The organism is Streptomyces sp. KR80 (assembly GCF_052245555.1).
Lineage (GTDB): Bacteria > Actinomycetota > Actinomycetes > Streptomycetales > Streptomycetaceae > Streptomyces.
In genome coordinates this window covers 12,269-25,394 of the sequence record NZ_JBQQCD010000001.1, presented here as the reverse complement: position 1 = coordinate 25,394, position 13,126 = coordinate 12,269, and the positions used below count along the sequence as shown (strand labels likewise).

At 68.9% G+C, this 13,126-nt stretch carries 10 protein-coding genes; 6 read left to right on the top strand and 4 right to left on the bottom strand.

Annotation, left to right across the window (positions count from 1 at the left end):
* Positions 1-36: 36 nt before the first annotated feature.
* On the bottom strand, positions 37-1,542 hold the full coding sequence (locus ACTWQI_RS00140) for a DUF1996 domain-containing protein (RefSeq protein WP_443266173.1): 1,506 nt from the start codon (positions 1,540-1,542) through the stop codon (positions 37-39).
* Between the two features lie 338 nt (positions 1,543-1,880).
* Here ACTWQI_RS00140 and ACTWQI_RS00135 point away from each other — a divergent pair, with 338 nt between their 5' ends.
* Entirely contained in the window at positions 1,881-2,654 is a 774-nt protein-coding gene (locus ACTWQI_RS00135) for a hypothetical protein (protein ID WP_443266171.1), read from the top strand.
* Positions 2,655-2,977: 323 nt separating this feature from the next.
* Positions 2,978-4,513 carry a PepSY-associated TM helix domain-containing protein gene (locus ACTWQI_RS00130; RefSeq protein WP_443266170.1) on the top strand — a complete coding sequence of 512 codons (1,536 nt, stop codon included), beginning with the start codon at positions 2,978-2,980 and terminating at the stop codon, positions 4,511-4,513.
* Between the two features lie 127 nt (positions 4,514-4,640).
* On the opposite strand, the gene ACTWQI_RS00125 is transcribed toward ACTWQI_RS00130, so the two are convergent.
* The 3 genes from ACTWQI_RS00125 to ACTWQI_RS00115 all read right to left on the bottom strand — a co-directional run bounded on the left by ACTWQI_RS00125 (position 4,641) and on the right by ACTWQI_RS00115 (position 7,277).
* A complete protein-coding gene (locus tag ACTWQI_RS00125) occupies positions 4,641-5,225 on the bottom strand; it encodes a winged helix-turn-helix domain-containing protein (RefSeq protein ID WP_443266168.1) in 585 nt (194 codons plus the stop codon).
* Between the two features lie 437 nt (positions 5,226-5,662).
* Complete coding sequence (gene glnII, locus ACTWQI_RS00120; RefSeq protein WP_443266166.1) at positions 5,663-6,682, bottom strand: glutamine synthetase; 1,020 nt, start codon at positions 6,680-6,682, stop codon at positions 5,663-5,665.
* 202 nt (positions 6,683-6,884) lie between these two features.
* Positions 6,885-7,277 (bottom strand): VOC family protein, encoded by a 393-nt coding sequence (locus tag ACTWQI_RS00115; protein ID WP_443266165.1) that lies wholly within the window; start codon positions 7,275-7,277, stop codon positions 6,885-6,887.
* Between the two features lie 277 nt (positions 7,278-7,554).
* Here ACTWQI_RS00115 and ACTWQI_RS00110 point away from each other — a divergent pair, with 277 nt between their 5' ends.
* From ACTWQI_RS00110 to ACTWQI_RS00095, 4 genes are all read left to right on the top strand, one after another.
* A complete protein-coding gene (locus tag ACTWQI_RS00110) occupies positions 7,555-7,872 on the top strand; it encodes a MazG-like family protein (protein ID WP_443266164.1) in 318 nt (105 codons plus the stop codon).
* Positions 7,873-7,937: 65 nt separating this feature from the next.
* Complete coding sequence (locus ACTWQI_RS00105; protein WP_443266163.1) at positions 7,938-8,444, top strand: DinB family protein; 507 nt, start codon at positions 7,938-7,940, stop codon at positions 8,442-8,444.
* A 917-nt stretch (positions 8,445-9,361) separates the two neighbouring features.
* Positions 9,362-9,808 carry an NUDIX domain-containing protein gene (locus ACTWQI_RS00100; protein WP_443266162.1) on the top strand — a complete coding sequence of 149 codons (447 nt, stop codon included), beginning with the start codon at positions 9,362-9,364 and terminating at the stop codon, positions 9,806-9,808.
* Positions 9,809-10,257: 449 nt separating this feature from the next.
* Positions 10,258-13,092: a hypothetical protein gene (locus ACTWQI_RS00095; RefSeq protein WP_443266160.1), complete on the top strand. Its 2,835-nt coding sequence runs from the start codon at positions 10,258-10,260 to the stop codon at positions 13,090-13,092.
* Positions 13,093-13,126: the final 34 nt, after the last annotated feature.

Below are 13,126 nucleotides of genomic sequence, written 5' to 3'. Positions count from 1 at the left end.
ACCGCCCCAGGTGTTCCCAGGCAGGGCCGGGGCTGACTAGCTGCAGTCCCGGCCTTCGTTGATGCAGGCCACGGCTTCCTGCATCAGGTCCTCGGAGAAGGCGTTGATGAAGTCGCCGTGGTCGGTGATCGGCTTGTGCAACTGCTCGGGGAAGCTGTCGACCGCGAAGTTGCGCTCCGGCTGGACGTCGTAGACGAGCCGCTGCACCAGCTGCGGAATCGCCTGGAAGCCGTTGTCGCAGGAGCCGTCCTCATTGGCGAAGTCGACGTGCGTGCGGTGGTTGGCGCTGTCGATATTCTGACCGTCCCAGCAGCTCTGGAACTTGGATGTGCGCACCACCTGGCTGCCCTCCGGGCAGAGCGGGTACTTGTCCGCCAGCTGCACCTGGTCCTCGAATCCGGTGCAGCTCCACGAGGCATTGGCGTTGGCGTCACCGTTGGTGAACGCCTTGGCGTCGCCGGTGATGATGCGCAGGAAGCGCGGCATCTCCACGACGTCGCCGACCGGGCTTCCCTTGAATTCGAGGGTGACCTCCGACGGCGTCTGGATCTGGCCGATGTTGTCGTCCTGGCCGCCGCCGGGGGCATTCGCGTCCTGCTCGTTCTGGCCGTTCTGTACGCGCAGCACCGGCCAGTAGTAGGTGGACTGGTCTCCCTGGTTCTGGCAGCTGGTCCCACCATTGGCCAGGTCGTCGTCGGTCACGAAGGCGCCGATCGCCTCGTTGCCCACGTAGTCGTGCATGTGCTGGGCACCGTTGCTGACGCCGGGGGCGACGATGACGTTGTCCGAGTTGCGATTGCCGTTCTCGTTGACGCCGCAGTTGGTGGCGAAGGTGCCGGTGGACGCGTTGGCCTGCTGTTCCGGCTCGTTGACGTTCGGCTGGACCGTGGTGATGTCGACGAAGTCGTCGGGTGAAGGCCCGCCGACCTCGCCTTGGCCCTGATCCTGGCCCTGGTCCTGGCCTTGATCCTGACCTTGGTCCTGTCCCTGGTCTTGACCTTGGTCCTGGCCGTCCTGGTTCTGGCCGTCCTGGTTCTGGCCGTCCTGGTTCTGGTCCTGGCCGCCTCCTCCTAGTGCGTCGTTCTCCTTCAGCTCACATCCGGCCAGTTGCTCCAGCTCCTGCGGCCGGTCACCGCTGCGGTCCAGGATGGTCCCGATACGATCGATCGTGGCCTGGCGCTTGGCGGCGAGCGGGCCCATAACCGAGTTCTGCACCCAGTTCGGGTCGCGTTCGGCGGCCTCACGGTTATCGACCATGCGCTGGTACGCGTCGCCGACCTGGCGGTCCAGCAGCGCGAGATTGCGGTCTACTTCCAGCCGCGACTGCTGCGGCACGTTGGAAATCTCGTTGACTACCTCCGGACAGACGATGGTGGAGGCATTGCGCGCCGCGACCGGCTGGTCCTGGGAAGCGCCGCCATCTTGGTGTGCGTTGGCGGTGACGTTGATGGCGATCAGCCCGCCACCACCCAGCAACAGGGCCGCCGCCGCGGCGATGGCCCTTCCCGCAAGCGGGGAGCGTTTATGCGTTGTGTGTTTCATGGAACCCCTCTACGCGTCGTTCCGGAAGATGGGGGGACTCCCGGTCGAGAAGCTCCGTTTCATACGGTGAGCGTTCGCACGGCGTTCACGGGCGCACGAGGTTTTGTGGGATGCGCCAACGGCAAGTGACCGCAGAGCCGTTCAATTCCGGCACGAAAGCCGCCGCGACCCCGCGGCGGCTACGCCCGCTCGAGATCAGGTGAGAACGGCCGACACCTGGCAGTCGCCGTCGCCCCGACGCCACACGACCCGGCGCGTCGAACGAGGACCACCTCTTTCTCGGATAATTCGCTCTGGGCCTCATGGCTGAAACTCGGGAATGGCAACATGTCCGCACCATGACGAGCGCCCCTGGTTCGCTGACGCGACACGTGCGGGCCGCGGTCTTCGCCGCGGTGTGCGTGGTGCTGGCGGGTGCCGGGCACGTTGTGATTCAGGGTGACCACATACCGTGGCCCGCGCTGCTCGCGGCGTTCGGTCTGACGGCGGCCGCCGCCTGGTGCGCCGGGGGCCGTCGCAGGGGCGTCCTGCCCATCGGGGGAGGGCTGCTGGTGGTGCAGGGGGCCCTGCACCTGATCTTCACGGGCGGCCAACAAGCGGCCCGGCTCGACGAGATGCACGGCGTGCGGAGCGGCCACGGTTCGAGCGCCATGCCCCGCGTGGACGTCACGGCCGCCATGGACGCCGTTCCAGGAATGGCAGCCGCAGCCGCCACGACATCCGAGCCCGGGACGATGTCCGGGATCGTGACGCACCTCGAACACACCGGCCATGCCGGGTACGGATCGGCGGCGATGTTCGCTGCACACCTGCTGGCCGCCGTGTGCTGCACCCTGTGGCTGTGGCGCGGCGAAGCTGCGTTCTTCCAGCTGCTGCGCTGCCTGGGCGCACTCGCCTTCGTCCCATTGCGGCTGTTGCTGGCAGCCGCCCGGCGCCCGGCCGCGCCCCGGCCAGCACGGCCCCGGCCAGCACGGCCCCGGCCGGGCACCGGCGCCGCCGTCGCGCGGCTGCGGAGCGCACTCCTTGCGTACGCCCTCTCGCGGCGCGGGCCGCCGTACGCCGCGGTGTACAGCACCACCGCGCTCGTCTGCCCGCACGCACGAGGGATCTGAACCGGACGTCCTCGCTGCGGGCGGTGCGGCGAGCGTGACACCGCCACCGGTCCCGGCCGTCGGCCGGCCCGGTGAGCGGGCCCGCCCCCGGCCACCCGGCCGCGGACCAACGGCATCGGTGCCCATGGACGGCGCTGCGATCGTCACGCCGGAGACCGACGAACCACGGTCGTCGACAGCGGGGTTGCGCCCCTCCCCGGCGCATCACCGTTCCCTGCCTGCCGGTGTTCCGCCGTACCCGTGCCCCGGACTGCGCCGGGTGGCCGCTTCACCCTCCAGCTCTCTGCGGCATGCCCTGCGCATCCGCTGAAACGAGGAACACCATGTCCGTTGACGACCCCGCCCAGGGGACCGTGAAGAACCTGCCGGTACCCCGTGAGACCAAGCCGGAGCCCCCGGACCCTGATGCCCCGGAAATCCTCGACACAGCGACCGACCCCGACCCCGACCGCGACCCCGATCCCGGTGTCGGCAGGCACGGCGGATGGGCGGGCCCGCGCCCCCTCGTCGTGCGTCTGCACTTCTACGCCGGTCTGCTCGTCGCGCCCTTCCTGCTGATAGCCGCCCTGACCGGGACGCTCTACGCCACCTCCTACCAGGTCGAGAAGGTCCTCTACGCCGACGAACTGACGGTCCCGGTCGGCGAGTCCACCGTCCCGCTGTCGCAGCAGGTCGAGACCGCCCTCGACGCCCACCCGAACGGCACGCTCACCGCGGTCCGGCCATCCGCCGAGGAGGGCGCCACCACCCAGGTCGACCTCAGCGACCCGAGCGTGGCCGAGGAGAACGCCCTCACCGTCTTCGTCGACCCGTACACCGCCGAAGTGCGGGGCGCCGAGGAGACCTCGTTCGGCGCACTGCCCTTCCGCACCTGGGTCTCGGACCTGCACGGCAATCTGCAGCTGGGCGAGCCGGGCCGCATCTACAGCGAGCTGGCCGCCAGCTGGCTGTGGATCGTCGCCTTGGGCGGGCTGCTGCTGTGGATCAAGCGCAAGCGCGCCACTCGGGGCCCGCGGGGGCTGCTGCTCCCGGATCGCGCGGCGCAGGGCCGTAAGCGGACGCTCTCCCGGCATGGCGCGGTGGGCATTTGGGCCGTCCTGGGGCTGGTGTTCCTCTCGGCGACCGGTCTGACCTGGTCGACGTACGCGGGCGAGAACATCGACGTGCTCCGCGCCGAGCTGCGCAGTGCCACCCCGGCGATCACTGCCACGCTGGACGGCGGCGACTCCGGCGGCGGGCACGGCGACCACTCCGGCCACGGCGGTCACGGAGGCGAGGGGCACGAGGCCGGCAAGGGTCGGGACATCGGTATCGACCGGGTGCTCGAGACCGCTCGTGAGCAGCAGCTGACGGGCGCGCCCGTCGAGATCGCCGCGCCCGCGGATGGGACCAGCCCGTACGTAGTCAAGCAGATCGACAAGCAATGGCCGGTCCACCTGGACTCGGTGGCCGTTCACCCCGGCACCGGGGCGGTCATCGACGAACTGCGGTTCGACGACTACCCGTTGCTCGCCAAGCTCAGCCGCTGGGGCATCGACGGGCACATGGGTGTGCTGTTCGGTCCGGTCAACCAGATCGTGCTGATCGCACTCGCCCTCGGCCTGATCCTGATGATCGTCTGGGGCTACCGGATGTGGTGGCAGCGCAGGCCCACGAAGGAGCGACTGCTGAGCGTGGGGCGGCCCATGCCGCGCGGCGCCTGGCGGCGCGTGCCGCTGCCGGTACTGCTGCCACTGGCGGCGGTGACGGTCGCGATCGGCTGGTTCATCCCGCTGTTCGGGATCAGCCTCGTGGCGTTCCTCGCCGTGGACATCCTGCTGGGAGCCGTCGGACGCCGCCGCGCCGCCTCCCTCTCCTGACCGGGCCGTGGTCTCCGGTACGCCGAGCCGGGCGTAACCGCACGGGCCTCCTGGCCGTGCTCGAGGTCGCGGCAACACGGCGATCACCGGTGACACCGTCGATCGAAGGTGTCACCGGTGATGCGTGTCACGCCGTGGGCGGCTCGTACTTGTAGCCGACCCGGCGCACCGTCACGATCGCATCCCGGTACGCCGGGCCCAGCTTGCGCCGCAACCGGGCGACATGGACATCGACCGTCCGGCCGTCTCCCACATGCCCGTAGCCCCACACCGTGGTGACCAGCTGGTCGCGGGTGTGCACCCGGTGCGGATGGGCGACGAGGTGTGCCAGCAGCTCGAACTCGAGGTAGGTCAGGTCGAGCGGCTCGCCGTCGACGAGCGCGGTGCGCCGGGTGCCATCGACCCGTACGGGACCGGTGTCCTGCGGCACCGTCGCGGGTTCGGCGGTGCCCACCGCGGCAGCAGCGGCGAGCGCGAGGTCGGCCGGGGTCTCGTCGGCCGGTACGAGCACGAGGTAGCCGACCATCGGCGGCTGCCCCGGCAGGATGGGCAGAGTGTTCTGCGGCGCCGGCAGCCAGGTGGCGCCCCGCGGCAGGAATTCCGAGAGGTGGACCACCTCGTCCTGGTCGACGGCTCGGAGCCGGTGACGGACGGCCGGGGCGGACGGCGAGGGGACGGAAGCGGTGGACGACAGAGAACGGGCGTTCGGCATCAGGAGCTCAGCTCATTTCGCACGAGAGACCGTCGAGGGACGTCGTGCGCGCGGGCCGTTGGCCGGTCCGGGACCGGCGGCTGACTCGACGGGAGGTGTCAGCGGTGGAACGGGGCGGCCTGCGCGTGGGTCGCGCGACAACACACCCGGTCGAAGTCATGATGCTGGCGAGAAGGCCAGAACGGCTCGAGGTCGCCGAGACCCGGTGCGGAGTTCTGGAAGCTGGCCATACCCCTCATTGAAGCAGACGGGATGCCGAGAGTGCCCCGGCCCGGTCCCCGTTTGATACAGATCACTGGGGGCACCTCCCAGCGTTAGCTGGGGGAGGTCGGCTGGCCCGGCTCGCGAGCGCGCTTCCGCGACACACGGCGGCGCCCGCCGGTCCGATACGGACCGGCGGGCGCTTGCAGCAGAGAGCGACCGGAGAGACGAACGGGTCAGACCTGACCGGCCTTCTCCAGTGCCGTGCAGCAGGTGTCAACGATGAGGCGGGTCACCACGTACGGGTCCACGTTGGCGTTCGGCCGCCGGTCCTCGATGTAGCCCTTCTTCTCGACCTCGACCTGCCACGGGATACGGACCGAGGCGCCACGGTTGGAGACGCCGTAGCTGAACTCGTTCCACGGGGCCGTCTCGTGCAGACCGGTGAGCCGCGACTCGATGCCGGTGCCGTAGCTCTGGACGTGCACCAGCGGCTTGTCGCCGTCGCCCAGCGCCTCGCAAGCGGTGATGATCGCCTCGTAGCCCTCGCGCATGGCCTTGGTGGAGAAGTTGGTGTGCGCGCCCGCGCCGTTCCAGTCGCCCTCCGCCGGCTTGGGGTCCAGCGTCGCGGAGACGCCGAACTCCTCGGCCGTGCGGTAGAGCAGCCAGCGCGCCACCCACAGGTGGTCGGACGCGTCCAGCGGAGACAGCGGGCCCACCTGGAACTCCCACTGGCCGGGCATGACCTCGGCGTTGATGCCGGAGAGGCCGAGGCCCGCCTTCAGGCAGTTGTCGAGGTGCTTCTCGACGATCTCCCGGCCGAAGATCTCATCGGCACCGACGCCGCAGTAGTAACCGCCCTGCGGGGCCGGGAAGCCGTTCTCCGGGAAGCCGAGCGGGCGGCTGCCCTTGAAGAAGGTGTACTCCTGCTCGATGCCGAAGATCGGCTCCTGCGCGCCGAACTTCTCCGCGACCTCGCGCAGCGCGGCGCGGCTGTTGGAGGCGTGCGGGGTCATGTCCGTGTTCAGGACCTCGCACAGGACGAGGACGTCGTCGCCACCGCGGATCGGGTCGGGACACGAGAAGACCGGCTTGAGGACGCAGTCGGAGGCGTGGCCCTCGGCCTGGTTGGTGCTGGACCCGTCGAAGCCCCAGATCGGCAGTTCGGCACCTTCGGCGAGGATCTTCGTCTTGGAGCGGAGCTTGGCGGTCGGCTGGGTGCCGTCGATCCAGATGTACTCTGCCTTGTAGGTCACGGGGTGGGTCCTTTGTTCGGCGCAGGCTGCTGTGCGGGGCTGCGGTGTGTACGGGGGCAGCCTGGCAATAGGCGATTTCCCGTCCATTGCTCATATGTGAACCCCGTGTTACCTGCGGCGCCACGTCTCGGCGCAGCCGTACACCGTGATTCGAACGGCCGGCTGGGCACCGGAGCGGGGCTCGGGAGTCCAGCCCCGCGTGCTACGAGCCCAGGACTCCCTCCCGTACCAGACAGAACGGGTGCCCCGCAGGATCGGCGTAGACGCGCCAGCCGCGCCCGCCCTCCCCGGCATCGAGCAGTGTGGCTCCCAGGGCCAGCACCTGTCGCTCGGCGGCGTCGAGGTCGGTGACCCCTGCGTCGAGATGGAACTGCTGCGGATGGGCCGGGTCTGGCCACTGCGGCGGACGGTGGTCGGCGACCCGCTGGAAGGCGAGGACCTGGCCGCCCTGGGTGTGCAGCGTGGACCAGTCGTCGTCGATCTCCCACCGCGAATCCGGGCGGTCGACCTCGCCACCGAACACCTCCGCGTAGAAGCGGCCGAGGGCGCGGGGGTCCGGACAGTCCAGGACGATGCACTGCAGACGGCCGATCACAGCAAACCTTTCAACTCGCCAGCCCTATAGGGCATCCATGGTGCATGGGCACACGCGGCGCCGACGCATCGACCGCGCGGTCGCGAGCACGGCGGCTCTCGGCTGCCTCATCTGGGCGCTGGTGCTCCACGGCCGCTCGTAACGGCGCACTGCCCCCTGCAGCCCTCGGCACTCCACCCGTGGAAGTGCACCATCACGCGGCGCATGGCGGCGCGGAATTGGCCTCGCAGCGGGCTCTCCGATGTCCGCGAACAACCTCTCGAGGACAATGGCGCCCATGCATGACGCCACCTGGGACACGGTTGACCGACTTGCCGCCTGGCTCGACCGGGAGACCGGTCTCCCTCCCGAGCAGGACAGGCTTTTGCGGATGTTGAAGCTCTCGGAAGAAGCCGGCGAGGTCGCCCAGGCCGTCATCGGTGCGACTGGCCAGAATCCGCGGAAAGGCACCAGTCATACATGGGAGGACGTGCAGAGTGAGCTGTGCGACGTCATCGTGACGGCCATGGTGGCCCTGAGGTCCCTGACACCGGAGGCGCGGAAGGTCTTCGCCGAACACGTCGATCGCGTCGCCGGGCGGTCGCTGGGTGCTTGAAAGGCTGCCGACGCGGCGAGGAGCCGAGGACTGATGACCATCGTCGCCGTGGAAAGAGGAATGCCGTGCCCACCGAACGAATCGGCCCGCCCCCGAGCGCAGGCGAGCGCGAGATGCTGCGCGCCTACCTCGACTACCACCGCGCGACGCTCGCCATGAAATGCGACAGCCTCTCCGACGAGGACCTGCGCCGCCAGTCCATGCCGCCCTCGACGCTTTCCCTCCTCGGCTTGGTCCGGCACATGGCCGAGGTGGAACGCGCGTGGTTCCGCCGCGTGATCAACGGCGAGGACATCCCGCTCGTGTGGTCGGACGAGGGCGACTACCAGGTGGCGTACGAGGCAAGCGCGGCCACGCGATCGGAGGCGTTCGACGCCTGGCAGACGGAGGTCAACCATGCGCGGAGGATCGAGGAGGAAGCGGAGTCCCTCGACGTGACCGGCCACGAGCCCAAGAGCGGCGAGGAGGTGTCGCTGCGTCTGGTCATGCTGCACCTGATCCACGAGTACGCCCGGCACAACGGGCACGCCGACTTCCTGCGCGAAGGAATCGACGGGACGGTCGGGGCCTGAAGGGTGATCGGCGTGCCAGTAGTCACCGCTGTGAGGCCCTGCGAGTGCTCCATGCGCCGCGGCAGGCGCCGCACTGCCATGCTGTGGTTCGGGAGGAAGCATGGTTGAGGAACCTGACGAGCCGGAAAACGGCGCAGGCGATGAGAGTACGGGCTCCAAGCCCCGCCTCACGTCCCCTGTAGAGTCCGGGGGCATTGGGAGGGTCCCCGGCGCTGGTCTCGCGGCCCACGGCGCCGACGGCTCGATCGGACTCTCCACGGGCGGTGTCTCGCGGCCCGGTGGGGGCGCTGGTATGGGCGCCGTCCAAGGCGGTGGCATCGACTGGCAGACGGTTACCGTCACCATGGCACTGGTCCCGTTCGTGCAAGCCTTGGCATCGAGTTTCGGCACCAAGCTGGCAGGGACCATCGACACCGCCACGCGGTCGGCTGTCCGGAGATTCCTTCGGCGACAGGCCGACGAGGAGGCGCCACAGGCACGTACCGCAGTCCGAAGAAGAATCGCTCTCCTGGCCACTCCCACGGGAACTGAAGTGATTTTCTCTGACGATGTCCCTGTCGAAGCGTTGGCTCAGATACCGGCCATGAGCTTCTCAGAGCTCGAAGAGTCGGAGGGGCGCCCCGTTGTGGTGAGTTGGCTGAGTAATGCATGGCGAGCGCGCACTTACACCAGGCGGACCGTGATCGAATCAATCTGGGATCCCGAGGCTGAACAGTGGGTGCACTTGCGTCTGCCTCGTGTCAGTGCAGACAGTGCAGGCATTACGGATCTCATAGACGGGGAGGATGGTTTTCCTCCGGTCGCAGATCGTTCGCCTCGCGTCATCTCGGACGAGTGAGATGAGGGGAACGGCTTACCCACCCGTACCGGATGAGGGAGGACACCAACGCCGCGCCCTCAACCCCGCACTTGAATCGATGACGTTGCTGGTCGCGGCCGTGATCGTCCACGACAAGGCCGCCAACCGCGTCGTCCTGCTCCAGCGCAGTGATCAGGCGAAGTTCGCCCAGGGCAGGTGGGATCTGCCCGTCGGCAAGAGCGAGCCCGGCGAGCCCATCACGGAGACCGCCGTCCGTGAACTCCGCGAAGAGACCGGTCTGATCGTCAAGCCCGAATCCCTGCGTGTCGCGCACATCATCCACGGGGCCTGGGGTGTCGAAGCTCCCAACGGCTTCCTCACCATCGTCTTCGCCACCCACGAATGGTCTGGTGAACCCGAGAACCGTGAACCGAGCAAGCACGCCCAGGTCAGCTGGATCGATACCGACGCGATTCCCGAGGCACTCGTGGAGACCACCGCGAACGCCCTCCATGGATATCTACGAGACGGTCCGGAGGTGACGCTTCACGGCTGGGGTGAGTAACTCCTTCTGCGACGGAGGCCATCGAATCCACAGCAGTCGGGCCACCAGATGACGCGCCGTACACCGGCAGGCCCGAGTCTGTGCCTGATCAGGCCCGTCAGACCGATGAGAAGCGCAGGCGTCACGCGCCTCGTTACGGCCTCGCCCTCCCGTCGGGGGCGATCGCGCAGCCCGGGCTGCCGGTCCGGCGATACGGAGTGTCTTCGAGGGCGCGTGGGCCCGTACGTCCGGACGCTGCAGCCGCGTGGGTCTCTGGGCCGGGGCGGACGTTCAGGGGCCCCGGCGGCCCCGGCCGGGGCCCAACCGGCGCGCCACGCGACTCCGCTTCTGGCCATGATTGAACACCAACTCCCTTCACACAATTGGTATTTGGCAACTCCTGTAGCCGGAAGGACGGACACGGCAAGCTTGGGGAGGGTCAGCCATGACCGGGAGACGGGGGAGATGCGGTGTTTCCGAATGCGGCAGGGGCGACGGAGTTCCTGAGGGCCTTCAAGAGGGCGGTGTATCCCGACGACTGGAAGTCGCTCCGCGGTAGGCCGCTGCCGCCCGTCCTGCTGAAGACCGGCGGCGAGGGGGCGCGAGCCGCACAGCGGTGGGCCCAGGTCCTCCGCGCGCTGGAGGAAGCGCTGCGGCTCGACGGGCGCAAGGCCGTGTCCTATGCCCGGCCGCAGTCCTGGGCCACGGGACATCCCGGAGAGGAGCTGCTGACGCTGCACGTGGGGCGGCTGCTCCCGGTGGATCCTCCTCGGCGGACCGGGAAGCTGAAACTCCGCGACTTCGAGCTCGTCGACCAGCTCGTCGAGCTGGCCCGTGCCGTTGCCGACGAGCCCGATCTCGATGTCCCGGAGCTCCAGCGCAGCCTCTCCGGCAGGCGACTGCGCGACAGCGTGTACGAGCTGCGGGCCGACAAGGCCGACGGGGGAGTGCTGCACAAGCTCGCGCAACTGGCGACTCCGCCTGAGGGCGCGGGTGCCGTGGTGACCACGCTGGTCCGGCTGTTCGGGAAGCCGGTCTGCTACAAGCTTCCGCGACGGATCTGGGCCTGGAGCTGGAAGCGGCGTCTGCTCAAGTCGAAGAAGTACGGCTGGTACGCGCGATGGCTCCACATCAGCAGCCCGACCGGCACCTTCTTCGACCGGGTGTCCGACGCGCTCACCCCTCAGGCGGTGGCGATGCGTGGAAGCGCGGAGGCGCGCGAGCGGGCCCTCTTCGAGCTGGAGAAACTGCTGCTGCGCGCGCTGCTGGGGGATCTCCACCGGCGGCGCGCGGGCCGGTTCGGCCCCTGGGGGCGCCGTCGCCGCACCCGTCGTGTGGTGCTGCTAGCGCTGCCGCCCAACCAGGCGAACGAGGCAGGCGCAACCGACGCGGCCGGCGAGGCGGGAACTGGGGGCGCGGCGGAGGCGCGGGACGTCGTCCGCTTCCTCCGCGCGTACCGCAGCGCGATCTATGAGCCCGGCAGCGGTTCCCTGCTGGTGTTCGGGGTCGGCTGCCCGGACGGCTACGAGCTGGAGGAGCCCGGCCAGGAGTGGGACTGGCAGCGTTCCACGAATCTCGCCGTCCCGGCACAGCAGCTCACCCCGATGACCCCGGGCCGGCACACCCCCCGGATCCTGCAACCCACGGTGCAGGACGCGGACTTCGAGGGCGGGGGCCTTCCCGTCTCGGCCCTCCGGCCGCAGGGCTTCCCCTGGGGCCCGCGACCCGAGTTCGGGACCGAGCTGGCGGCCGTGACCGTGGCGCTTGCCCTGGCCGCCTACTTCGTGGCGGATTGGAGGCAGCCGCCACCGGACACCCACTGCCTCGACGGCAGCCCGGTGGCCATGCGCGTCGAACCCGAGCCGCTGCCCGGGGGGCCCTTCGCACAGGGTGTGCTCAAGGGGGCGACCGTCAAGGACGAGTACGACGCGGCGCGGCAGCGGATCGACGAGCTCAACGAGAGGGCCGTAGCCGCCGAGAAGAAGGGGGAGACCGTCAGGAAGGTGGTCTACCTCGGCTCCTCGGTGAGTGCCGATCCGGAAGAGGCCGAATACAACGGCGAAGTGCCGGAACTCCGCGGCATATGGCTGGCCCAGGCCCGGCTGAACAGCGAGGCCGCGGCGGACCCGGAGAACTCGAAAGTCCGGCTGGTCGTCGACGTGCGCGATACCGGCCATAACTTCAAGAACGCGGAAAGGGTGGCGCAGCAGGTCGTCGCCGAGACCAAAGAAGGCCAGAAATACCAGGATCACCGGACGGTGGTCGGAGTGATCGGATTCTCCGAAAGCCGGGCCGAGACGAAGGCGGCCGCCGCGACACTCAACGACGGCCGGGTGCCGGTGATCAGTACGACGGCGTCGGCCAATGAGATGCAGGAAGCCGGGGAGTACTACCGGCCCCTCGCGCCGAGCAATGACCGCGAGACCAGGGTGGAGGCCAAGTTCGCCCACTCTGGACCCATCATCGAGGAGTCGTCCGACCCCCGGAAGAACACCGGCTACTGCGTCTCCGCTACCCGGGCGGTGGTGGTCAAGGACCCCACTGACCTCTACAGCGATGATCTGGGCGACAGGTTCCGCAAGAACTTTCCGGGTCCCTCGTCCGTGATGGAGTACCCCGGCGGGGTGGCCAGTTCGGCGCAGACCGCCGAGAAGGTGTGCGCCCGCATGAACGAAGAGGGCGGGCAGCGGACCGTTCTGTACTGGGCGTCCCGAGTGGAGAATTTCAACGCCTTCCTCAACGATTACGTCGGCCGCACCGAATGCGCCTACCGGAACCTGACAGTGATCGGCGCCAACGAGCTGACGAACTCCGCCCTGGCCGGGAAATTCGACTTCGCGAAGAAATGGCTGCGGCTGTACTACACCGCCCACGTCCTGCCCGTACGGCATGAGGACATGAGCGGGGAAGCCGAGCGCTTCACCGATCACTACGCGTACTACGCAGGCGAGGACGACCCCTGGTTCAACGACGGGCACGGGCCACTGGGACACGACGCGGTGCGGGTGCTGTGGGACGCGACGGTGGACGCCAAGCAGAGCAGCGAGGAACAGGTGGACTCGGTGACCGTCAAATCCAAGCTGGACAACGAGATCCGGTTCCAGGGCGTCAGCGGCGTCATCCATTACCAGAAGGCGAATGAATCCAAACCGCCGCTCGACAAGGCGCTGGTCATCGTGCGTTACGCAGGGAACAGCCCGGGTCTCGTCCTGCGCTGCGGTGCCTTCAGCCTCAACGACGAGCGCGACGCCAGCAACTGGGGTCCCGACGGCGCCTACGACTGCCCGCAGGACACCCCGAACTGACGCAGCGGACGCATGGACGAGCGGGGCCGTACAT